Source organism: Rhizobium sp. TRM95796, from assembly GCF_025779995.1.
Classification (GTDB): domain Bacteria; phylum Pseudomonadota; class Alphaproteobacteria; order Rhizobiales; family Rhizobiaceae; genus Rhizobium_E.
This window is the reverse complement of the sequence record NZ_JAOXHE010000001.1, coordinates 1204771-1227003: the sequence shown is the minus strand read 5'-3', so window position 1 is coordinate 1227003 and position 22233 is coordinate 1204771. Positions and strand designations below refer to the sequence as shown.

The window sequence follows — 22233 nt, the reverse complement described above, 5'->3', positions numbered from 1 at the left end:
CCACGGATGCAAAGAACAAACGGCGGTGTTCCCGGAATCGCGCTTTCCGGGTTCAGCAACGGAGTCTCGGAGAACGGAATCGCGGGTTGGCAGCCATGAATCGGATCATGGTAAATTGAGATGCATCGAGTTGACTTGTCTCGACTTACGCACAACGCAGGCCAGATCGAAGTGAGGTCTCGGCGATTTGACTGCCGTTCCGCGCGTCCTGAAATCACACTAAAAGCAGCCTTTTGCGCCGGAGCAGCCCTGAACGGCGGTGAGAATAACGAAGCGAACCCGACCGCTGGGGACCCATCTGAACATGCAATCTACCATCAGCTTCAGAGCGCCGCCGCAACGATAAGACTTCTGTCTCAAACACAGACGGGCGTTTACGCCGGAATCGCATTTCCGCATTTCGGAATCTCAGGTAGCGCGTCGCGAATCGTGGGCCGGCGCCATCTGAATCGCCATTTCGATGGCCCGAATCGAATATTCCGCGATCAGCAACGTTTGTTCGAAACCGCGAAACAAAATGCCCGGTTTGCGCAACGGCAACCGAGACTTCTGAATCGCGGTTCACTATGTGGTTTCAGTTGCCTGCCTTCGCCGCCGCGATCTCCCGCCGTAGTTCCTCGCCCTCGAGAACGACCTGCTCGGCAAGGCGTGCTGCCAGCTTGGCCAGCAACATCGGGAAGTTCGCGAGCAGGTCACGTGCGATCGTCTCTGCGACTTCCAGCCGACTGTTCACATGTGCGGCGAGGACCGGATTATAGTTGAGCGTTTCGGCCGTGTTAGCGGGTGGGCGATAGAGAAGCGGCATGTCCTCACCGGTGCCGAAGGCGGTCTCAAGTTTGAGGGTGAGTTCCGTCGCTCTGGCCAGATCACTATCATCCGCACCGCCCGCCCCAATCAGCGCCGATCCGAAGATGAGCATTTCGGCGACGCGTCCGGCGAGAAGGCATCCGATCAGTTTCATCGCGCCTTGCTCCGACTGAACGACGTCGACGTGCAGTCGCGTACGCGTTTCGCCACCATGCTGGCCGCCAATCCGAACGGTCTCGACCGTGCCAACACCGAGCTCTTCATATGCAATCGCGTGGCCGATCTCGTGGACGGCGATCGGCAGCGCGACTGAAGAGTGTGGCAGATTGCTTCCCGTGAGTAGCGCCTTCTGAAGCGCCGTCCACGTCAAGGGAACGCCTTGCCTGCGGCAGCGGCCTCGCAATTCCCGAACCAGACGTTCGATATCGGCACCCGTCATGCCCGCGGCGAGTACGGCCAGCGGTTTCAGGTCCGCATACTTGCTTTTGGTGTTGTCTTGCATCCTGCTCATGACCGACCTCCTTTGACCGTGTCTTCGATTTTAGGAGTGTTTTCAGTGAGAGGAGGCATAGGCGTGCTGAAGATATCGGCCTCGGTTTGGAGCTGCGACATAGGTCGGCTTTCGAGAACGCGCGCGAGATCGTCACCGAGATGGTGAGCGAGAATGCGCGTCAGCGCCGCGCCATCCGGCTGAGGAATGACGATGTGGCGCTCAAGCCGTCCTGAGCGCCTGAGCGCCGGATCGATCTTGTCGGGGTGATTGGTTGCTCCGACGACGATCACACCCTCCGACTTGCCGACGCCGTCGAGAAGTTCCAGGGCGCGGTTGATGACGCTGTCCCAATATTCAGCGTAGTGGCGGGAAGAATCGCCGCGACGGCCGATGCCATCGATCTCGTCGACGAACAAGATTGCGGGTTTGTGTCTTCCCGCGGTCTGGAACGCCGCGGACATGCATTTGAGGACGTCTCCGAGATACCCCGGTTCGAGCCATTGTGCCACCGAGGTCGCCAACATCGGAACCTGAAGCGTGTTGCAGAGCGCTTTTGCAAAGGTGGTCTTGCCGGTGCCGGGCTGGCCAGACAGCAGAAGCTTGGTGCTCAGGTCTGACCAATCGAGTTGTCCATTCCGCCACCGCGCCAGATCAGACTTGAGGTCGAGTGCCCAATCGCGTGCGGCACCATAGCCTGCCAGGTCCTCAACTAGCAGGAGGCGATCTGTCGTTGTCCCAGCCCTCCAGTTCGACTTGGCCTCTGTCTGTCTTGGCTGAACGATCTCGAACGTCGTTTCTGTCGTCTTCCTGCTCTTGTAACTCTGGCGGCTGCGTCCGGCCGACTCGTCCTCGTCATCATCGTCATCTGCGGTGGCTTCGGTTGCCGCCTGGACCTTCTGGAGGATAGCGATCATCTGCTCGGCGGACCGACCTGGCCGCAGCGTGACGACCAGGTCGTCGATCGAGAGATTGCCCGGCTCGTATCTCGCCTTGTTCATTGCGGCCAGCGACAACTTTGGCGGAATACCAAGGCAGACCTGCATTACCTCGGCCACGATTGCGGTGTCGATTGTGGGACAGACGAGCGTCAGGTCGGCCGCGGCAGCTAGGCGCAGGGGCAGGTCCGCCGATACTTCGTCGATCAGGATCACGGGCATGGTGGGCTTGAGCAGCGCCCTGGTCAGCAATTCCGGACCGAAGTCGTCATCCTTCTTGCGAATCTGCTTGCCCGAGAAAACTGTCATGCGATGGGCGTCGGCCGGATTGTCCCGATAGCGGCCAGTCAAACCCTGGCCGCCGAAACCGTCGACCAGGTTCGCCTTGAACGGCAGGATCAACGCGCGTTCGAGTGCCAGCGCGCAGAGCCGTTCGAAGGACACCACCGGGACGCGCAGTGCGACCATTGCATTGGTCCGGCTGAGCACGCCGAGAAGGGCTGAGACGTCCGACACGCTGCTGCCGACGGCACGGGCGACAAGCAGTGCCACAGCGGCGTCGGCGACTGATGGGCGCGCGACATGCTGGCGCATTAAGCGCAGCCGCTCGAACCGTTCGGTAAGTCGATCAGCCGCTTCATCGGCCACTGTCGTCGCCTCGGCAGTCCGCTCATCCCCGATCAGGTGTCCCTTCGAAATGGACCTGTTGCAGCCCAACTCGATGCCATCACCGAACTCGTCACCTTCGGCCTCGGTCGGAAGGCTTCCCCGGCGGAGCGCACGCTCAAGTGTGTTGCTTCCGGTCCTTGCGTCGGCAGCCAGCAGGCGGGCTCCCGCCGCTGTCACCAACCAGGCCTCGCCGGACTGGTCGTCGCCCGCAATCATGAAGTTACTCTCCGTCAGACCAACGGCTTCGGCACGGTGGTAGAGATCATGGACAGCCTTGCGCCGAAGCCGGCGGAGAAGATATCGCGCGATGCGATCGGTAACATTCAGCATGTCACTCACCTCCCGACGGCATGGCATGGCAGGTCGAGGATGGCTCAGCATGCCCGCGGGCAAGTTCGTCCTGAATCCGAATGCGTTCCGGAAGGCGGCAGTCGAGCCAGTCTCTGAACACCATCGCAGACGGGTCTCCAGCGTCGCAATGCCGCTCGAGCAGGTCGGCAACGAGCTTCGGCAGGCTGGCGCGCTTGCGGCCGCGGCGGGCGACCCACCGCATGCCGGTCCCGATCACCCAAGCGGCATCGGGCAGGTCCGCAAGTGACGGCTTTGGTGACGAAGCACAGATCGCCAGGGCGCGCAGCAGCGCATCGCCGCCGGACCGTTCGGCGAGCGGCCGAGGACCGAAGGCTTCGACAACAGACAGGGAAACTACCGAGTCTAGGGATGTTGGTGGCCGTCTGTCTGTGGTGGGGAAGGGAAGAATATCTGCCATGGCAATGTTCTCCTGACGCCGGGAGCGATCTCGACCGGGGGGACTGTTGGGTTTCTTGGGAAGGAGGTTACTATTCCGCCCGCGCCGGCCGATCCGACACTGGCGGATTTGAACTCAATGGGCTGTCGGCGGCGGTGGTGCGACGCCGATCCGCAGCGCGCGATCCAAAGGAGCTGCATTTTCGGGGTCGCCGCCGGGAAGCGTGCCAGCAGAATGACCGACGACGTCGTGCCCGCCGTCCCTACGATCGAAGCGAGGCCAGCTAAGCCGCTGGATATCGGTCGGTGCGTATGACGCCGCCGCCGGGACAGCAAGTTTCCGGCGAACCTGCTCCCTTGCCTCCGAGAGTGTCGCGTCGGTCAGCCGATCGAAGTCCTGACGGACCTGACGTACGAGATCGGCGGCTCCGATGACGCCAAGCAGATGATCGAGATGTGCGAAGCTCCAGATGCCCTGCCTGAGGTCTGTGCGCCTGCCTGCCGCCTCAAGGATCACGACGCGCACCTCATCGACGGCGATACGCTGATGGTCCTTCCATAAGAGATCGGGCGCGACGAGTGCCCCCGCGAGCATACGCTGGCGCAGTTCAACGATGCGCGCCGTCTCGTAGGAGCCAAGGCTTCGCTTGATATCCACCACATGCGCCACCCGTGTGGTCCGATCGACGACGATGAGGTCGGCGACATAGACTTTGCGCGTCCGCGCATTGGCATCGAGGGTCAGACCGCGATAGCGCGTTTCGGGATTGCGGTCGACGAGATCGAGCGCATCCTCGCGCACAGGCAACCGGACCTGCGTCAAAACGATCAGGTTCGGATTGCTCTCGGCAATCACGGCGATCACTTTTTCGAGCAGGCGGCCCTCGGCGACCGACGCCGCGTTGGCCAAGCTCGCTAGCCCGGCAATACCGCTATCGAGCATCGCAGTCATCGCTTCGATCGAAAGGCTGCGGGCGAGTTCGTCGCGAACCAGTTGATCGAGCGTGCGAGCGAGTTCGGCGGGGTCGGCTTGTTTGACGATCGAGGGGATAGATGTGTGTTTCATACGTTCTTCTCCTGACGGAGATCGATCGAGGCTCGAGCAACGCGGATGCGGAAATGATTTCCGCATCGCACCACCATGAGCGTACAGGAAGACCCATGCGCATCGGGTAGGATGCACGAGCACTTCGACCGATCTATTACCTTTCAGTGGCTGCGGCTCAGACGCACGCGCTTGTCGGCGCAAGTGCAGCCGGGCGCATGGACGCCGCTCGCGGGATCACAGGTGATCGCCGATGCGGGCGTCGACACGGGTGTCTGAGCTGAGGTTTCAGCGGGAGAAGAAAGCAGAGAGGCTTCCAGGGTGGAAGCGGATTGGTTATGGCTGTTCATAGCCTGGTTCCTTTCGAGAGAAGGATGTCGGGTTAGGCCCTCGTCTGGAATTGCCGTTCCGGCGGGGGCCGCTTACTAAGAGCAGGATTGCCGTCTTGCTCGTATCCCTGGCATACAGGGCTCCGGTTACAACTTGCAAGCCGGTATCGGAATACCGGTGAAAGTGAACGCGGGAATGGTTAACGGACGACGCGGAGAAAAAGAAACCCTGCCGATGCAGGGTTGAGTCCTCGATTGCCGGATCGCCTATTCGGCTGTGACCAGCGCGACGTTCCGACGCCGCGACGTCAACGGCACCACATTCTCGGACGGCTGCGTAGGGGCGTCGACCTCATTCAGCAGCGCGATCTCAGATTTCACAGTGACGTCTGCTTGGGCCTCTACGCTCTCTTCCGACACCGCTTCTGCATCGGCGGGCGCTTCGCTTTCGATCGCAAACCGGAGCTTTGGATAGACCTCCTCGATGAGCCAGGTGGAGAATTCCTCGCGGCCCGGCCACTGCTCCTGGCTGCCCAGACGGTGAAGGATCGCCTGGAACTGACCCCAACCGGTCGTAGCGTCGATCGTGGTGGGCTTCCAATTGATGTAAGGTTCCTTGGCTACATAGTACGGAGCCATCGTCAATGCGAACAGGTCGTGGACATGACGGCAGTCATACTGAATGGCGGCGGCCAGCTCGCTTTTGATCACGCGCTTGCCCTCCTTGATGCGGGCAACCGCACTCTCGACATGACCCAGAACGTTATCCAGAAGGGCATAGAACGTCGTCATCTGGGACTTTACCCGCTGCTCGGCAACCTTCCTGAACCCCGCGCGCCCAGGCATATTCAGTGGGTCGATTGCCATCGCCGGCAGCTTTTCGACCTGAAGCATGTCCTTCGCTTTGGCCGCGGTCACAGGTTCGCCGCGCGCTATCATCGCCACGACATCATCGACCCGTCCGTCATCATGGGACGCGGCGAGGGCGAACATCAAGGTCGAGGGCGCTGCCGCAATCTCGAGCGTTTCCTTATGACGCGTGAGCTTGTGGTAGACGGAGGTGTAGTTCTTCGCCCACTTGGTCGTGTAACCACACCGCTTCTTGACCCAGGCACCGAAGCGCTTCGGCGGAAGAATGGCCTGTGCACGGGCGAGCTGTTCTCCCAGGGCGAAAGCCTGTTCGGTGGTACGACGTCCGAGCGCCCGGATTTTGTCCGCGGCGTCCTCCAGCTCCCATTCCTGTTGCTCGGTCAGGACCACCTCCTTCGCGGGTGGCATGTCGCTTTTTGACACGCCCGCCAATACCGTGGAGGCTTCGAGCGCCTCTGCCAACTTCTTCTTCGTTCTCGCCATTTCTGTACTCCTGACTGTTTGAGTGACGATCAACATTGCCACACTATGATCTGTCGAAGCAGACAGGCTGTCAATTACTATCTATCTGAATAAACTTCGTAAAGCGTGATTTCGATGGTCAGAATAGGGGTAAAACGACCCCAAATCTGCACTCAGACTGCGCCATGTTGTCGCAGATGAAGAGGTGTTTGATTCAATTCTTACTGGATTGGATTTCGAGCGCAGATTTGCCCGATAGCAGTCAAGAACGACCTAAAACGATGTTGAAAATGCGACATGAGAGGCAGGGCCTCAAAGCTGGCGGAGAATTCGCTCGCAACGCTTACCAATGGCATGTTCGGCGCGTTTGAGGACATCGTGACCGCCAGCAGGCATCGCGTCGACACGAGCCAGCGCCTCGGTAGTGTTTGCTTTGACGCGTTGGGCAAGCTCACGGACCCGGGCAAGCGTGGCGGCCGTGCTTAGCCCGGCCGAGCTCGCGAGCGCCCGCCAGTCGTCGCCATTAAGTTCATTCGGATTGGTCCTTTTGCCAATGACCTGAGGCAGGGACTGATCGACGTTGCGATAGACCATCGCGCACATGACGTCGTAGAGTGGCGCGAGCTTCGCCGTCCCACTCGCACCGATAAGGGTCGAATAGTTCTTGGCGTGCGAATCCGAATTGCCGACGAGCACGTTGAAGATGACGCCGTCAAGAAGATTGAGGCGCTCGGCGGGTGAGACAAGGTCGGCGAGGATGGAAAACATGGCGGCGATGCCAGCGCCGCCTCGCGCACCAAGTCCCGTCCGCTCGTACTTGGCCGCAGGCAGGACACCCAGCAACTGACAGAAGTCTTCCTGATGGATGCGGCGGACGATGCCGCTCGCGTCCACCAGACGATCATAGCGCCTGACGAGCAGGTAGCATCGCTTTCCCGCCACACCTGTGGTCACCACGGCGGCCGACAGCCCACATAGATCAGCCAGGACCATACAGAAGGCTTCGTTCTGCACCGATCCAGAGAGTCTCCGGGTGTCAGGCTTGAGGATGTGTGTGGAGGGCGTTCCGTAAAGCGGGATGGCGATCTGGCCCTCACCTGTCATGTAGACCGGGAGCTTGTCCTGCACGCCCGCGAGCGACATCGACACACCGCTTTCGCCCGCGAGGAACGGGCGTTCGGGAAGCTCATCCAGGATGCGCTCAAGCGCTGTGGCATCGGGTACGATGCTGAAATGATTTCCGGATCGGCGAGGTTCGCCGAAGGAGAAGGCTCCCGCGGTGTCACGTCCCAACCTCAGCAAAAGTCCTATGACATTCTGCGGCGCGACCTTCAGCATCATGCCGAGTTCGCTCAAATGGGCTTCGGGAAGAAGATTGGCGAGCCAAGGCAGAACGCGGTCGCTTCTATAAAGGCCGCGGCCGAGAGGCATTGTGAGAGATAGGGGAAAGGCGGCACGTCTGTTGGCCCAGTCCAGATCGTAGCTCAGAACCACTCCGTCGCGGTCATCGAGACGGGCGACCGGAATGGCGTCGTAGAAGATCGGGATCATGCGTTAGCCGCCGAACCGGGGAAGATGGGAAAGCGCGTCGTCGTCGGCCCCGGCTGCTGGTTCGTGCGTTGATCTCACGTCGCCAAGCTCGATGCCGACGACGCGTGCGGCGATCAATGCCTTCTCGAGATGACAAGTTGGTTTACCGCGCTCCAGTTCAACGATGAAACGTTCACCCGTACCGCATCTTGTCGCGAGTTCGGCCTGGGTCCAGCCCAGCTCTTTTCTTCGGGCACGGACGGCCGCGCCAAATTCCACCGCTGATTTAATCATGAGCTTACCGTAGAGGAAGAATCGTGGCGTAGCAACGGAAATCGCACCGAACGGTAAGATCGCGCCCGTCGCAAATGACTGTCCTCCCGATCGGTAAGCAATCAGGTTGGAGGCGGGCAGCTCGTCATCTGCGCGCGCCTTGAGCAACCTGACCTTCGTGATGACCATTCCGCAAGGCAGACCGTCATCCTAACACCAAGGTAGCGAACGGGCTTGAGGCGTGAAAAACGGCTCTCCGGAAGGAGGGCTCTTGCATCGAAGTATCAGCGAAAGTATCCTACGAAGTATCAAATTCGGCAGTTTTTACAGACTCTTGCTCTGAAGGCCGTGGAATCCCTGTATCAGGCGGAGAGTCCCACCCTCTCCGCCATTTGATCCCTTCGTCTTTCCTGTCAGCCAATCCATCATTCCATGCTTGCGGCCGTCTTGGCGCGGCGCGCTTTTTTCATGGCGTCGGTGATCTCCATGGTCTGGATGGAGACCTCGGTGACGCGGGCGATGAGGTCGATGACCTTTTCTTTGTAATCGGCGAAGCGGTAAGTATTGAATTTCTCGCGGATGGTCGGGTCCTTCGGGGTCTTTTCCTTGTACTGGTCGAGGATCCATTCGAGGCCAGAGCGGTTGCCGAGGCGGTAGGCGAAGGCTTGAGAGGGGATGCCGGAAAGGGTGGTTTCGCTGTCGATGCGGATCACCCCGGCGGCGGGATCGGCTTTGAGAATCGGCTTGGGAGCAAGGCCGGCCGCGCGGGCGCCGGCGTCTGGCGTGTCGATTCGAGTAACTGCGAAAGGCTCGACCGTTTCATAGCCGATATGCAGCGCCATCAGCTTTTCGCCCCAGCCAGCCCAGGCCCAGAAATCGGGATAGAAGGGAATGCGCGGGAAATCGCGCTTCAGGTTCTGCGCGTAGGTTTCGCGATAGATGGGGTCATGCAACACGGCATAGACATAGTGGAAAACGTCCTGCTTGCCGAGCGCGCGATTGCCGGCGGACGCCTTGCATTGCGGGACCGCCGCAGTAGGCTCCGCCGACATCTCTTGCGGATCGACTGAGCGCAGGCCGTCGCGCCCATAAGCCTTGTGAAACTGCTTCAGGCCCCAGTCGGTGATGTTGTCGATGCGCTCACCGGTGGCCGTGTAGCGGTAGAGGGGAAGAAACTGCGCAGCATTAGGAAGAAAGAGATCTTTGTTCGGCACAGCATTGGTTGCTAATGCCGCGAAAGGCACACGATCTTCAACGCTGACAGAAATTCCAAGATTTTTTGAGTTTTGAAAAGGAAAAAATTCAAAATTTTGATAAGGCCTGTGTGTGAAGACAGGCGAAAAATATGTGAATCGATGAACAAATGGGCGATAGTTGGATTTATATATGGCATTTTTGCTCAGCTTAATAGGGGTGCGGCGTTGCAGGTGTCTTTCTAGCTCCGATGTCCATTTAATCTCACGGTTAATACTAAAATTAGACCTTTCACTCCTTCGTAGTTGGTGCCAAAAATCCGTGTCCCGTTGATAGACGCCCACGAAGTGGGAAACCTTGTTTAGCAGGGTGTCCTCTGTCTCACCGTAAGCCCACTCGTCTCGGTTCGTCACAATGCCTAACGAAAACAACCGGAAGATAGCCCGTTCTTGCGAGGACGTCTTAGCTGTCTTGGTTTTCTTATCTGCAACAGGAATAAGACTTTCCCAGTCATTGTCTGTCTGGTTGATCCAGTTGCCCTTCTTGTCCGGTTCGATGCGCTCGCATTTCAACGTCGCGAGTTTGGAAGCGCCGAGGAAACTCAGTTTTTCGGAGGCTGTGTCGAATTCCGGGCGCCTGACATAGAAAATCTTGCAGCCCTTTTGCTTGCGGCGCTTGCCGAGGAAGGAGATGGCAACGCCGGTCTGGATGCCGAAGACATTGTGCTTGGTGCCCGACAGTTTCGGATTGGCCCTGACGTCGCCGCCGAGATCGACGACGTGGATTTCATGAAATTCCTCCGCCACCGCCTTGCGGAAACCGTCGAAGGTGCGGCTGTCGATGAAGGAGCGATTGGTGACGAAAGCGAGCACGCCATCATCATGCATGCGGTCCGACGCCCAACGGAAGAAGCGGGCATACATGTCATAGACCTTGGTCTTCTGCGCCGTTGATAGACGGATGTAACTCGACTTGATCAGCTCGTCGATGCGCGGATATGCCCGATTCTTGTTGTTGTCGTTCTCGTTCTGCTGGTTGGCGTTGTAAGGCGGGTTGCCGATGATCACCGAGATTTTTCGAGCGTTCTGCCGCTTCACGCGCTCGATATTCTCGTCCGAGAGCGCGGCGAACATGTCGTGCTGGTGGCCGGCGCGGATGCCGAGGCCTTCGACATTGTCGAGCGTGTCGACGAAGCAGAGATTGGGAAATTCCGCGAACTGGCCCGAGATCGCCGCATAAGTCGCTTCAATATTCAGGTTGGCGACATAATAGGGCAGGATTGCCACTTCATTGGCGTGCAGTTCGTTCTTGTATTTGTGGGCCAGCTTCTTCGGGTCGCCGCGGAAATAATCGAGCAATTCGCAGATGAAGGTGCCGGTGCCGGTGGCCGGATCGAGGATCTCGACATGCGGGTCGATGAGATTCTTGCCGAAATGCTTCTCGCATAGCCAGTCGGCGCCTTCGATCATGAATTTGACGATCTCGTTCGGCGTATAGACCACGCCCAGACGGTCGGCCTTCTTGGTGTCGTAGACCTTGTAGAAATTTTCGTAGATCACCTTGAGAAACGTCTGTTTCTCCGAATGGCTGGTGATCTGTGCGGCATTGGCTCGTATGGCGGCGTAATAGGGCTCCAGACCCTTCAGCGTCTCCTTCTTCACCGCGCCGGTGAAGAACTTGCCTTCGAGCGCGTAGAGCTCGCGCGCGATGTTGTTTTCGTGGTGGAAGTCGCCTTCGTTGAACACATTGGCGAATATTTCCTCGGTCAGGATGTGCTGGATCAGCATCTCCCGTACATCGGCTTCCGTCAGCGTCGGATTGATCGTTTCCTTGCAGGTTTCGAGAAATTTCTGCGCCGCCGCTTTGAAGGGCGCGTTGTCGGCATAGGCGGTCTCGATCCTGGATCGTAGCGCGCCCAGCACATGCGGCAGATAGGTCTTGAATTCCTCGACCGCCTTGCGGAATTCGCGGATTTCCGCCCGCTCATAGCCGAAGAACAATGTCAGCAGCTTCAGCAGCGCGCCGTTATCGGTCATCGCGCAACGCAGCACCTCGGCCCGATCCTGAATGAGCACGGCGGTGTGGGAGTTTTCGAAAATGATATTGTCCTGAGGATAGCCCTTGGCGAGCTTTTTGCGGATCTCTACGTCGAGATCGTCGGCGGTGTCCTTGGCCTCCCAATAGCCGAAGGGAAGGCCGATCGAATGGAAGATGGTGCCGTCCGGCCGGATTCGGGACTTCTGATTGGATGCGAATTCGTATTGCGCGGCGAACTGCCAGTTGAGCTGACGCGCCCAAGTCTTCAACAAATCCTTGAAAGCCTCAGAGATCACGCCTTCCGTCACAGAGCCGGAAAATTTGCGCAAACGGTCGATTTCATTCAAATATTGATTGATCAGCTGCTGGCTCATGCGGTCCCCCTGCGCGGGTGACATTAACCGGAAGGCTCAGCTTTCGGTAGTGGCTTTCTGACGCCGGTTCACCGAAACGACTGGATGCGGCCCCTCGTTGTCACAGCGGCAGGCCGTCCGCATGAAAACGCCCCGCCATCGCTGACGGGGCGTCTTTTTTGGGCGGGGACGGCTCAGAGCGCGAACTGATCCGCCGTGAGCGACACCGCGCCGGACAGATGCAGGGCGAAGTCGCGTTTGCCGTCGCCGTCGGTGTCGCCGGCCAGATAGGTGTCGCCGTCGCGGGTGAAGGCGCGGAGTTCGCCGGCATGGCCGGAGAAGGCGTCGGAGCCGATGAATTTGAAGGCCTGGTCGCCCTTGCGGTTGCTGTTGGCGTCGATGGCGCTGAGATCGAGGATGTCGCCGGCGCGGCCGGAGAAGTCGTAGATCACATCGGCCGCGTTCAGCCTGCTGGAGCTGTCGCCGCTCGCGAAGACGAAGACATCGGCGCCCTGGCCGCCCGACAGCTGGTCATAACCCGCGCCGCCGTCGAGCCTGTCGGCGCCGGCGCCGCCGATCAGGAAGTCGCGGCCTGCGCCGCCCGATAGCGTGTCGGCGCCGGCCTGGCCCTCGAGGATGTCGTTGCCGCCGTTGCCGGCGACGATGTCGTCGCCAGAGCCTGACAGCAGATGGTTGGCCCGGTCGCTGCCGGTCAGCGTGTTGGCGGCGGCGTTGCCGTAGCCGGTCACGGCCGAACCGGCGAGGGTGAGGTTGGCCGCGCCCTTGACGAGATGGAAGTCGTCGACCGAGGTCGAAATGGTTTCCACCGTCGCGCCATGCTCGAGCGCCACAGAGCCGCCGGAGACCGTGATGCTCACGCCCGCATCGCCATCGATCACATTCACCGCGTCGAGCGTCAACACGCCGGAGGAGACAGTGAGCGCGCTCGTCGCGAAATGGCTGGCGAGGGTGACGCCCTCGGCGATGGCGCCGCTGATGGCGACGTCGCGGGTGACGGTGATCGAGTCGGTCTCCACCGTCACCGTCTCGCCGGCGAGGGCGGCGGCGAAGCGGATGGAATCGCCCTCTGGAAGCTTGGCGAAGGCTTCGCGCAGCGTCAGCGCATAGTCTTCGGCATCCGTGGCGTCCGAGCCGGTGTTGACCGACCAGGCATGGTGCAGGTCGGCATTGCCTGAGCCGCTGTCGTCGAGCACATAGGTGAACAGGCGCGTATAGGCGTCGCCTTCATTGTCGCCGCTGGGATCGATGATCAGCTCGACGGTGATCTCCACCTCGCCCTTGTCATTCTTGCGGACTTCGAGACCTTCGGTTTCGGTGCGTCCGCCCGATGGCGTGGGCAGCTGGAACAGTTCTTCGACATGGCCGGTGGAGAGATCGAGGCTGTAGACCGAGCGGGTGGAATCATGGGCGGCCATATACATCACGCCGTCCAGCACCTTGGCGCCCTGGATGTTCTTCAGGCTCTTGTCCATCTGCAGCGTGCCGGTGAAGCTCCAGTCGTCGAGATCATAGACATTGATCGTGTCGCCCGACTGCCATTCCTTGCCATAGCCGACGCCGGCCTCGCCATCGACAGCCACCCAGCTTGCGACGTCGTCATGTTCATTGGTGGGATCGCCCTTGAGCTCGTACAGTTCGCCTGTGTAGCTGAGGTCGGAGGCGTTGAGCACGGCGACATGGCCGTTCTGGTAATCGCCTTCCTCGCTGTCGAGCGAGATATAGACGCGGCCGTCATAATAATCGATGTCGCCGATATGGTCGAAGCCCATCGCGGCCAGTTCCGCCGGGATGCCGGTCTTGATGTCGAAGTTGGACAGATCGATCGAGCCGGTGGTCTGCAGGAAATTGAAATCAGCGTCGAGCCGCGCCATGCCGTATTGCCAGGATGAAATCCATTCATTGGCGTCGGCGTTCCAGACCAGGCCTTGCGTGAAGCGAAGGCCCGACAGGTTCGAATCGAGATAGTCGTAATCGGTTTTGCTGGCCAGGCGCCAGGTTTGGGTCTCAGACATGGATCGCTCCGTCAGATCGAAAAACAAGTGAATGGTCCCGCCCGTCATGGGCGGCGATACCGGCAGCCGATGCGGGATCAGCCGATGTTCGCGGCTGGCCGACCTTTGGGAAAATTCGGTCGCGGCCTCGACATGCGCAGTTGGTAATGGCTGGAAATGACAGAGGAATGACATTATTCGTATTATTCATACGAATAGAAAATGACAGACTCGGCGCCCGTCCGCCCGGCCGAAGCAAAACCGTCATCTTGGGTCGCTAAAGCGGGCGACCATTGTCATGCTCAGGAGAACGATGATGCTTCCGATCTCGACGCTCGCTCACTATCCCAGCCTGGCCGGGCGCTCCGTCTTCATCACCGGTGGCGGCGGCGGCATCGGCGAAAGCCTGGTGCGGCGGTTTTGCCGGCAGGGCGCGCGCGTCGCCTTCGTCGATATCGCCGAAGAGGCGTCGCGGGCGCTTGTCGCCGAACTGGTCGGCGAGGGGCTGGCCGCGCCGCTGTTCATCCCCTGCGATCTCCGGGATATCGAGGCTTTACGCAGCGCGATCGAAGAGGCCGCAGACGTCTGCGGGCCGATATCGGTGTTGTGCAACAATGCCGGCAATGACGACCGGCATCAGACCGAAGACGTCAGCGTCGCCTATTGGGACGATCGCATGGCGGTGAATTTCCGGCATCAGTTCTTCGCCGCCCAGGCCGTGGCGCCGATGATGACTGAGGCCGGCGGCGGCTCGATCATCAATCTCGGCTCGATCACCTGGATGGTCGGCGATCCCGATTGTCCGGCCTATGTGGCGGCGAAAGCCGGGATTTATGGGTTGACCCGGGCGCTGGCCCGCGAATTCGGGCCGAAGCGCATCCGCGTCAACTGTCTCGTCCCTGGTTGGGTGATGACGGAGCGGCAGAAGACGCTGTGGCTGACGCCGGAGGGCGAACGGCAGATTGACACGCGGCAATGCCTGCCGGGCCGGCTCGATGCCGACGACATCGCCAGCATGGCGCTGTTTCTCGCCGCGGACGACAGCCGCATGTGTACAAGCCAGCAATTCATCGTCGACGGCGGCTGGGTGTGATGGGCGCTTGACGTCGTCATTGCCGATTGTTCATATCGTATGAAGAATCAGGCGGAGGCGGCGCAATGCGATTTCAGAGTTCCCGAATGGCCGGGTCGGCTGTGGCCAGCCTGCATGCCAAGGTGCTGGAGCAGATCGGCCTCGCCATCGTGCGCGGCGAGCTTGCGCCCGGCGATCCCATGCCGAACGCCGATGACTGGGGCGCGGCCCATGGCGTCAGCCGCACGGTGATGCGAGAGGTGATGAAGGTGCTGGCCGGCAAAGGCATGGTGGAATCGCGGCCCAAGATCGGCACCCGCATCCGCGACCGCAGCGAATGGAATTTCCTCGATCCCGACGTGCTCGCATGGCGGTATGGCTCGACCTCGTCGCATGAGGATGCGCGGGCGCTGTTCGAACTCCGCCGCGGCATCGAGCCGCTGGCCGCCGCGCTGGCGGCCCGGCGGCGGACGCCCGACGACATTGCCAGACTCTACACGCTCTATGAACGCATGGAGCAGGCCGCCGACGACAATGACCGTTTCACCGAGGCCGATCTCGCCTTTCACCAGGCCATTCTGCGCATGACCGGCAATGAGCTGGTCGGTTCGCTCGCGGCGCTGACGGAGACGGCGATGGTGATCAGCTTTCGCCTGTCGGACGACAATCCGCTCGGCCAGCGGCCCTCCCTGCCGCTGCACAAACGCGTCTGCGACTGCATCGCCGCGCGCGACGAAGAGGGCGCGCGCGCCGCGATCACGGAATTGCTGGATCTGGCGGAGGAAGATGTGCGCCGCTCGCTGGCGGCGCGCGGCGGCGGCGGCTGAGACGCCGCCAGGTGAAACTCACGCCGCCTGCGCTTCGCCCGCCACTTTCTCCCCGAAGCTGGTGAAAAACTGCGCCGCGAGCTTCTTGGCGGTGGAGTCGATCAGGCGGCCGCCGAGCTGGGCGATCTTGCCGCCGACATCGGCTTTCACCGTGTAGCTCAGAAGCGTAGTTCCGTCGGCCTGCGCAGTCAGCGTCACATCGGCGCCGCCCTTGGCGAAGCCCACCATGCCGCCCTTGCCTTCGCCCGAGATGGTGTAGGAATGCGGCGGGTTGAGGTTGGAAAGCTGAACCGCGCCTTCGAAGCGGGCTTTCACCGGACCGATCTTCAGCACGACGGTGGCGGTCATGTCAGTGTCAGACGTCTTGTCGAGGGCCTCGCAGCCGGGAATGCACTGGCGGAGGATGTCCGGATCGTTGAGCCCCTGCCAGACCGTGTCCACGGGCGCGGCGATGATCTCGCTGCCGTTCATATCCATTGTCTATTCCTCCCTGTTGGCGTCCTGTATGTGACTGTCAAGTTCCGCCCGCTGGCGGCCGCGCCTGACGGCGACGATTTCGGCGAGGATGGAGAGCGCGATCTCATCGGGCGCGATGGCGCCGATATCGAGCCCGGCGGGGGCCTTGACGCCGCCTAGCCGCCGGGCCCGGTCCTCGCTCGGAACGGGTAGAGTCGTGAGAATGGAGTTCGACAGCGTCGCGAATTTCTTGCGACTGCCGACGAAGCCGCAATAGTCCGCCTCCATGCCAAGCGCCGCTTCCAGCGCCGCGCGGTCGCCGCGGCCTTGCGTGGAGACCACGACATAGCGTTTGCCTTGGTCGGGCGCGGACGGTGAGAAGCCGTCGGTCACGCGATCGGCGTCGGGGATGACGGTCAGATCGGCATGCGGCGCGGCGAGATCGACGTGATAGCCGAACTGGCGGCCGAGCGCGGCGAGCGCCAAGGCCACCGGGCTAGCGCCCAAAATCACCAGCGCCGGTTTGGGCAGCACCGGCTCGATGAAAATGTCCATCGAGCCCTTGCTCGGACAGCCATTGACGAAAAAGGTCGCGCCATTGCGCTCCTCGCCGCCCTTCAGGCCCTGATCGGCGAGCAGGTCCTCCGGCTGGATGGAGACGAGGCGCGGCTGGCCGTCGGCCAGCGCCTGCCGCGCCGCTTTCAGCACCGCTGCGCGGGCGCAGCCGCCGCCGATCCAGCCGGCGACGATGGTTCCATCCGGGCGGATCACCCCCTTGGCACCGGCCTTGGCGGCGGTGACGGAGACGGTGCGCACCACGGTCGCGACCGCGAAACTCTCTTCGGCGGCTTTCAGCTTCGACATGATGTCCATGACGTCGACGTGAACGGTCATCGGTTCTGTCCTCACAGGCGGGCGAGATAGGGTTCGAGATCGGCGAGCGAGGCCAGCGTATGGGCCGGCGCATGCAGCTGGACGTAAGGCAGCGCGGCCCTGATGCCGGCGGCGCGGGGCTCATAGCCGTCCCAGCCCAGCATCGGATTGAGCCAGACGACGCGGCGGCAGCGGCGCGCAAGCTGCGCCATCTCTTGTCCGAGGGCGCTCGCGTCGCCGGTCTCGTAGCCGTCGGAGACGATCATCACGCAGGTGCGGGAATGGATGACGCGAGCCGCATGCCAGCGATTGAAGGTCGCCAGGCTTTCGGCGATGCGGGTGCCGCCGCCCGCGCCGCGCGCCATCAGGCCGAGGCGATCGAGCGCGCGGGCTGGATCGCGCTCGCGCATCGCCGAGGAGACATGGGCGAGACGGGTGTCGAACAGGAAGGCTTCGGCCTCGCGGAACTCGTCGAGCACGCCATGGATGAAGCGCAGGAAAACGCCGGTATAGGCCTGCATTGAGGCCGAGGCGTCGAGCAGCACCACGAGCCGCAGCGGCTTGACCTTGCGCTTCCGCCAGACGAGATCGAGCGCGGCCCCGCCATGGCTGATATTGGCGTGGATGGTGCGGCGGAGATCGATCCGACGGCCCTTGGCCCGCATCTCGTCGCGCCGCGTCAGCCGCGTGCGCATCACCCGGGCGAGCCGGGCGGCGATGGCGTGGGCGCGGGCGATATCCTCGGGGTCGGAGAGTTTTCTGAAATCGGTGCGGTCGAGCGTCTCTATCGCCGAGGCGCCCTCCATGCGGCCGGTCGCGCCGTCTTCCGTCTCTGTTTCGCCCGAGACGGGGACCTGATCGGCGCCGCCCGCCTGTGAGGCGCTTGCGGCGCGGTCTGCCAGCGATTTCATCGCCGGATTGGCCTCAGGACCACTGCTCGCTGAGACGAGGCTTCGGCGCTTCACCCGCTTGCCCAGCCAGAAGGCGTCGAACAGACCGTCGAACCGCTGCGATTCCTCGCGCCGGCTGGTGAGCAGATGTTTGAGCGCGGATCGGAATTGCCCGGGCGCAGCAGCGAAGCCTTTCGCCATCAGGAGCGCCGCATCCTGCGCTTCCCTCAGGCCGATTGCGAAAGCGTTGTCGCGCAGCGTCGCCAGGAAAGCGGCGAGGCGTTCGGCGATCACGCGGTCGACATGATCGGATTCCTCTGAGGTCAGGGGCGTTCCGCAACAGCTCATGCGACCCTCCCGGCCAGACGCGCGGTGACTTCGGGCGTGATCCGCGCCCGGTCCTCGCGGGTTTTGAGCAGGCACAGCAGCGTTTCATGCACAATCTCGGGATTGTCTCCGAGGGTTTCGACGCCGAGGCCCGAAAGCGCCACCGCCCAATCCAGCGTTTCGGCGACGCCGGGAACCTTGCGCAGATCCTCCTTGCGGATGGCTTCGACCATGCGGGCGATGGCGAGCGCAAGCGACGCGCCGGCAGTCTGGATCCGGGCGAGAATGATCCGCGCCTCGCGATCGACATCGGGATAGTCGACATAGTGATAGAGGCAGCGGCGGCGCAGCGCATCCGAGAGTTCGCGTGTTCCGTTGGAGGTGAGCACGACGAGCGGGACGGACGTGGCCCTGATCGTGCCGAGTTCGGGGATCGTCACCTGATAATCGGAGAGCAGCTCCAGCAGAAAGGCCTCGAATTCCTCGTCGGCGCGGTCGATCTCGTCGATCAGCAGCACCGGCGGCGAGGCCCTGCGGATGGCCTTCAGCAGCGGCCGCTCCAACAGGTATTTTTCGGAAAACACGTCGTCGGCGAGAGCGTCGACATCGCGGCCGCGACCGGCCTCGATCGCCAGCAACTGCCGCTGATAGTTCCATTCATAGAGCGCGGCAGCCTGATCCAGCCCCTCATAGCATTGCAGCCGGATGAGTTCTGCGCCATGGACCTCGGCGAGGGCAGTGGCCACCGACGTCTTGCCGACGCCTGCCTCGCCTTCGAGCAGCAGGGGGCGGCCCAGCATCTGCATCAGCTGGAGGGCGGTCACCAATTCGCTGTCGGGGATATAGCCGGCGGCGGTGAGGCGGGAGGCGATGTCGGGGCGGGGGATAGGGGTCATGATGCAAACCAGGGCGATAAAACCCCCTCTGGCCTGCCGGCCATCTCCCCCACAAGGGGGGAGAGACCCTGCAGCTGCGTCTTTCCCGCCAATGAGTGACACTGGCAAGGCCGGCTTAGCCCCTCCCCCTTGTGGGGAGGGGTTGGGGAGGGGTTCTTTTCCAACCGGCTCCCGATGATCTTGACGGACCGCCAAGTCATGGCCGCGCTCTACGCCGCCACGCCGAGATCGCGTGCGGCCTTCCAGTTGCGCCAGTGGTCATGCGGCATCTGGATATGGGTCGCGCCGAGAAAGGCGAAGGCGTCGTTGACGGCGTTGGAGAAGGCCGGCACGCCGCCGACATTCGGGCTTTCGCCGACGCCCTTGGCGCCGATCGGGTGATGCGGCGAGGGCGTGACGGTGAAATCCGTTTCCCAATGCGGGGTTTCGACGGCGGTGGGGATGAAGAAATCCATGAAGGACCCGCCCATCACATTGCCCATCTCGTCGTAGCGGATCTCCTGGCCCATGGCGATGGCGAAGGCTTCGGTGAGGCCGCCATGCACCTGGCCTTCGATGATCATCGGGTTGATGCGCGTGCCGCAGTCATCCAGCGCATAGAAGCGCCGGACCTTGTAGACGCCGGTGTCGACATCAATGTCCATCACGCAGAAATAGGCGCCGAAGGGATAGGTCATGTTGGGCGGATCGTAATAGCTGACCGCCTCCAGTCCCGGCTCCATGCCCGGCGGCACGGAGTTATAAGCCGCCCAGCAGATCTCCTTCATTGACTTGAACTTTTCCGGCAGGCCCTTGACCCGGAAGCCGTCGATGTCGAATTCGAGGTCGTCCTCGTGCACTTCGAGCAGATAGGCCGCGATCATCTGCGCCTTGGCCTTGATCTTGCGGGCCGCCATGGCGATGGCTGCGCCGGCCACCGGCGTCGAACGCGAGCCATAGGTGCCGAGGCCGTAAGGCGCGGTGTCGGTATTGCCTTCCTCGACCATGATGTCGTCGGCGGGGATGCCGATTTCGGTGGCGATGATTTGCGCCCAGGTCGTCTCGTGTCCCTGTCCCTGGCTCTTGGAGCCCACGCGGGCAATGCCGGCGCCGGTGGGATGCAGGCGGATCTCGCAGGAATCGAACATGGCGATGCCGAGAATGTCGCAATTCTTCGACGGGCCGGCGCCGACGATCTCGGTGAAGAAGGACACGCCGACGCCCATGATCTCGCGCGTCTCGCCGCGCTTGAAGGCTTCGCGTTTCTCCGCCTGTTCGCGGCGGAGGCCGGCGTAATCGATGGTCTCCATCGCTTTGGCCATGGCGGTGTGATAGTCGCCGGAGTCATATTCCCAGCCGAGCGCCGAGTGATAGGGGAATTGCTCGGCCTTGATGAAGTTCTTCATCCGGAGTTCGGCCGGGTCCATGCCGAGCTTCTGGGCGAGGATGTCCATGCCGCGCTCGATGCAATAGGCGGCTTCCGTGACGCGGAAGGAGCAGCGATAGGCCACACCGCCCGGCGCCTTGTTGGTGTAGACGCCGTCCACCGCCAGATGGGCGACCGGGAAGTCATAGGACCCCGTCACGATGTTGAAGAAGCCGGCCGGCCATTTGGACGGATCGGCGCAGGCGTCGAAGGCGCCGTGATCGGCGAGCACATGCACGCGCAGCCCGGTGACCTTGCCCTCCTTGGTGGCGGCGATTTCGGTGGTCATGTGATAGTCGCGGGCAAAGGAGGTGGTGGTGAGGTTTTCCATCCGGTCCTCCACCCATTTCACCGGCTTGCCGGTGACGATGGTGGCGACCGCCGCGCAGATATAGCCGGGATAGGCGCCGACCTTGTTGCCGAAACCGCCGCCGATATCGGGCGCGATCACATGGATCTTGTGTTCCGGGATCTTGGCGATCAGCGCCACCACGGTGCGGATCACATGCGGCGCCTGGAACGTGCCCCAGATGGTCAGTTCGCCCTTGATCTTGTCGAAGGAACAGACGCATTGGCAGGTTTCGAGCGGCGAGGGATGGGTGCGGTGATAGGAGATCATCTCTTTCACCGTCACATCGGCCTTGCGGAAGGCGGCGTCGGTCAGGTCCTTGTCGCCGACGGCCCATTCGAAAATGTGGTTGTGATGCTTGCGGGGGCCATGCGCGCCCACGGTCTTGCCGGCGAGATCCTCGCGCAGGACAATGGCGTCCTCCGCCATGGCCTGGAAGGGATCGACCAGCACGTCGAGCGGCTCATACTCCACCTCGACCGCGGCGATGCCGTCATCGGCGGCGTAGCGGTCGGTGGCGACGACGAAGGCGACTTCCTGGTTCTGGAACAGCACCTTGCCGTCGGCCAGCACCATCTGCACATCGCCGGCCAAAGTCGGCATCCAGGCGAGATTGACCGTCTTCAGCGTTTCGGCGGTCAGCACCGCCAGCACGCCGGGCACTTTCAGCGCCGCTTCCGTGTTGATCGACTTAATGCGGGCATGGGCATGCGGCGAGCGGACGAAATCGCCATGCAGCATGCCGGGCAGCTTCACATCGTCGACATAGTTGCCCTTGCCCTGGGTGAAGCGGATGTCTTCGACCCGCTTGCGCTTGCAGCCCATGCCTTCGAGGCGGGCTTCGCGCTGTTCGCGCGTGGGTGTCATGTCGTTCATTCCGCGGCCTCCTGGAAATCGGCGCCGTTCAGCTTGGCGGCGGCGTATTGGATCGCTTTGACGATGTTCTGGTAGCCGGTGCAGCGACAGAGATTACCGGCGATGCCGAAGCGGATTTCCTCTTCGGTCGGGTTCGGGTTTTCCTGCAGCAGCCGGTGGGCGCGCATGATCATGCCGGGCGTGCAGAAGCCGCATTGCAGGCCATGCATCATGCGAAAGCCTTCCTGCAGCGCCGACAGCGCGCCGTCCGGATTGGCCATGCCTTCGATCGTGGTGATGTCTGCGCCATTGGCTTGCACGGCGAAGACGGTGCAGCTTTTGACCGAGCGTCCGTCGATATCGACGGTGCAGGCGCCGCAATGGGACGTTTCGCAGCCGATATGGGCGCCGGTGAGCGACAGCGTCTCGCGGATGAAATGGATGAGCAGCATGCGCGGCTCGGCCAGTCCCTCCATCTCGGCGCCGTTGACGGTCATCTTGATATGGGTTTTCGCCATTTGAACCTC

General features: G+C 61.8%; 18 protein-coding genes. 2 read left to right on the top strand and 16 right to left on the bottom strand.

Annotated features, from left to right (window positions below):
• Nucleotides 1–574 precede the first annotated feature (574 nt).
• The 10 genes from OCK01_RS05790 to OCK01_RS05745 form a co-directional block, all read right to left on the bottom strand.
• The gene (locus OCK01_RS05790; protein WP_263823068.1) at nt 575–1318 is read right to left on the bottom strand and encodes a hypothetical protein; all 744 of its coding nucleotides are present in this window, start codon (nt 1316–1318) and stop codon (nt 575–577) included.
• On the bottom strand, nt 1315–3234 hold the full coding sequence (locus OCK01_RS05785; protein WP_263823067.1) for an ATP-binding protein: 1920 nt from the start codon (nt 3232–3234) through the stop codon (nt 1315–1317). Before OCK01_RS05785 ends, OCK01_RS05790 begins: the two co-directional genes overlap by 4 nt.
• Nucleotide 3235: 1 nt before the next feature.
• A complete protein-coding gene (locus OCK01_RS05780; protein ID WP_263823066.1) occupies nt 3236–3673 on the bottom strand; it encodes a hypothetical protein in 438 nt (145 codons plus the stop codon).
• A 114-nt stretch (nt 3674–3787) separates the two neighbouring features.
• Nucleotides 3788–4717, bottom strand: coding sequence for a hypothetical protein (locus OCK01_RS05775; RefSeq protein ID WP_263823065.1), 930 nt, complete (start codon nt 4715–4717; stop codon nt 3788–3790).
• A gap of 143 nt (nt 4718–4860) precedes the next feature.
• Complete coding sequence (locus OCK01_RS05770; RefSeq protein ID WP_263823064.1) at nt 4861–5046, bottom strand: hypothetical protein; 186 nt, start codon at nt 5044–5046, stop codon at nt 4861–4863.
• Between the two features lie 246 nt (nt 5047–5292).
• A complete protein-coding gene (locus tag OCK01_RS05765) occupies nt 5293–6378 on the bottom strand; it encodes a hypothetical protein (RefSeq protein ID WP_263823063.1) in 1086 nt (361 codons plus the stop codon).
• Between the two features lie 291 nt (nt 6379–6669).
• Nucleotides 6670–7908: a type II toxin-antitoxin system HipA family toxin gene (locus OCK01_RS05760; protein WP_263823062.1), complete on the bottom strand. Its 1239-nt coding sequence runs from the start codon at nt 7906–7908 to the stop codon at nt 6670–6672.
• A 3-nt stretch (nt 7909–7911) separates the two neighbouring features.
• Nucleotides 7912–8349, bottom strand: coding sequence for a helix-turn-helix transcriptional regulator (locus OCK01_RS26530; protein ID WP_412178969.1), 438 nt, complete (start codon nt 8347–8349; stop codon nt 7912–7914).
• A gap of 236 nt (nt 8350–8585) precedes the next feature.
• Nucleotides 8586–11765, bottom strand: a complete 3180-nt coding sequence (locus OCK01_RS05750) for a type ISP restriction/modification enzyme (protein ID WP_263823061.1) — start codon at nt 11763–11765, stop codon at nt 8586–8588.
• Nucleotides 11766–11938: 173 nt separating this feature from the next.
• On the bottom strand, nt 11939–13777 hold the full coding sequence (locus OCK01_RS05745; protein WP_263823060.1) for a calcium-binding protein: 1839 nt from the start codon (nt 13775–13777) through the stop codon (nt 11939–11941).
• Between the two features lie 295 nt (nt 13778–14072).
• Here OCK01_RS05745 and OCK01_RS05740 point away from each other — a divergent pair, with 295 nt between their 5' ends.
• Both OCK01_RS05740 and OCK01_RS05735 read left to right on the top strand, forming a co-directional pair.
• Nucleotides 14073–14849 carry an SDR family NAD(P)-dependent oxidoreductase gene (locus tag OCK01_RS05740; RefSeq protein WP_412178976.1) on the top strand — a complete coding sequence of 259 codons (777 nt, stop codon included), beginning with the start codon at nt 14073–14075 and terminating at the stop codon, nt 14847–14849.
• A gap of 86 nt (nt 14850–14935) precedes the next feature.
• Complete coding sequence (locus OCK01_RS05735) at nt 14936–15655, top strand: FadR/GntR family transcriptional regulator (protein ID WP_263823058.1); 720 nt, start codon at nt 14936–14938, stop codon at nt 15653–15655.
• Between the two features lie 18 nt (nt 15656–15673).
• On the opposite strand, the gene OCK01_RS05730 is transcribed toward OCK01_RS05735, so the two are convergent.
• The 6 genes from OCK01_RS05730 to OCK01_RS05705 form a co-directional block, all read right to left on the bottom strand.
• Nucleotides 15674–16132, bottom strand: a complete 459-nt coding sequence (locus tag OCK01_RS05730) for an SRPBCC family protein (RefSeq protein ID WP_263823057.1) — start codon at nt 16130–16132, stop codon at nt 15674–15676.
• A gap of 3 nt (nt 16133–16135) precedes the next feature.
• Nucleotides 16136–17005 (bottom strand): XdhC family protein, encoded by an 870-nt coding sequence (locus tag OCK01_RS05725; RefSeq protein WP_263823056.1) that lies wholly within the window; start codon nt 17003–17005, stop codon nt 16136–16138.
• Between the two features lie 11 nt (nt 17006–17016).
• Nucleotides 17017–18222, bottom strand: coding sequence for a vWA domain-containing protein (locus tag OCK01_RS05720; RefSeq protein WP_263823055.1), 1206 nt, complete (start codon nt 18220–18222; stop codon nt 17017–17019).
• On the bottom strand, nt 18219–19097 hold the full coding sequence (locus OCK01_RS05715; RefSeq protein ID WP_263823054.1) for an AAA family ATPase: 879 nt from the start codon (nt 19095–19097) through the stop codon (nt 18219–18221). The genes OCK01_RS05720 and OCK01_RS05715 overlap by 4 nt, the downstream gene beginning before the upstream one ends.
• 209 nt (nt 19098–19306) lie before the next feature.
• Nucleotides 19307–21727, bottom strand: coding sequence for an aerobic carbon-monoxide dehydrogenase large subunit (locus OCK01_RS05710; protein WP_263823053.1), 2421 nt, complete (start codon nt 21725–21727; stop codon nt 19307–19309).
• Complete coding sequence (locus tag OCK01_RS05705) at nt 21724–22224, bottom strand: (2Fe-2S)-binding protein (protein WP_263823052.1); 501 nt, start codon at nt 22222–22224, stop codon at nt 21724–21726. Before OCK01_RS05705 ends, OCK01_RS05710 begins: the two co-directional genes overlap by 4 nt.
• Between the last annotated feature and the right edge of the window lie 9 nt (nt 22225–22233).

Excerpts from the sequence above, each read along its gene's own strand:
- OCK01_RS05710 (WP_263823053.1), bottom strand. The coding sequence starts at position 21,727 with ATGAACGACATGACACCCACGCGCGAACAGCGCGAAGCCCGCCTCGAA.
- OCK01_RS05730 (WP_263823057.1), bottom strand. The coding sequence starts at position 16,132 with ATGGATATGAACGGCAGCGAGATCATCGCCGCGCCCGTGGACACGGTC.
- OCK01_RS05745 (WP_263823060.1), bottom strand. The coding sequence starts at position 13,777 with ATGTCTGAGACCCAAACCTGGCGCCTGGCCAGCAAAACCGATTACGAC.
- OCK01_RS05765 (WP_263823063.1), bottom strand. The coding sequence starts at position 6,378 with ATGGCGAGAACGAAGAAGAAGTTGGCAGAGGCGCTCGAAGCCTCCACG.
- OCK01_RS05705 (WP_263823052.1), bottom strand. The coding sequence starts at position 22,224 with ATGGCGAAAACCCATATCAAGATGACCGTCAACGGCGCCGAGATGGAG.
- OCK01_RS05740 (WP_412178976.1), top strand. The coding sequence starts at position 14,073 with ATGCTTCCGATCTCGACGCTCGCTCACTATCCCAGCCTGGCCGGGCGC.
- OCK01_RS05750 (WP_263823061.1), bottom strand. The coding sequence starts at position 11,765 with ATGAGCCAGCAGCTGATCAATCAATATTTGAATGAAATCGACCGTTTG.
- OCK01_RS05780 (WP_263823066.1), bottom strand. The coding sequence starts at position 3,673 with ATGGCAGATATTCTTCCCTTCCCCACCACAGACAGACGGCCACCAACA.
- OCK01_RS26530 (WP_412178969.1), bottom strand. The coding sequence starts at position 8,349 with ATGGTCATCACGAAGGTCAGGTTGCTCAAGGCGCGCGCAGATGACGAG.
- OCK01_RS05725 (WP_263823056.1), bottom strand. The coding sequence starts at position 17,005 with ATGACCGTTCACGTCGACGTCATGGACATCATGTCGAAGCTGAAAGCC.
- OCK01_RS05785 (WP_263823067.1), bottom strand. The coding sequence starts at position 3,234 with ATGCTGAATGTTACCGATCGCATCGCGCGATATCTTCTCCGCCGGCTT.
- OCK01_RS05790 (WP_263823068.1), bottom strand. The coding sequence starts at position 1,318 with ATGAGCAGGATGCAAGACAACACCAAAAGCAAGTATGCGGACCTGAAA.
- OCK01_RS05715 (WP_263823054.1), bottom strand. The coding sequence starts at position 19,097 with ATGACCCCTATCCCCCGCCCCGACATCGCCTCCCGCCTCACCGCCGCC.
- OCK01_RS05775 (WP_263823065.1), bottom strand. The coding sequence starts at position 4,717 with ATGAAACACACATCTATCCCCTCGATCGTCAAACAAGCCGACCCCGCC.
- OCK01_RS05720 (WP_263823055.1), bottom strand. The coding sequence starts at position 18,222 with ATGAGCTGTTGCGGAACGCCCCTGACCTCAGAGGAATCCGATCATGTC.
- OCK01_RS05760 (WP_263823062.1), bottom strand. The coding sequence starts at position 7,908 with ATGATCCCGATCTTCTACGACGCCATTCCGGTCGCCCGTCTCGATGAC.
- OCK01_RS05770 (WP_263823064.1), bottom strand. The coding sequence starts at position 5,046 with ATGAACAGCCATAACCAATCCGCTTCCACCCTGGAAGCCTCTCTGCTT.
- OCK01_RS05735 (WP_263823058.1), top strand. The coding sequence starts at position 14,936 with ATGGCCGGGTCGGCTGTGGCCAGCCTGCATGCCAAGGTGCTGGAGCAG.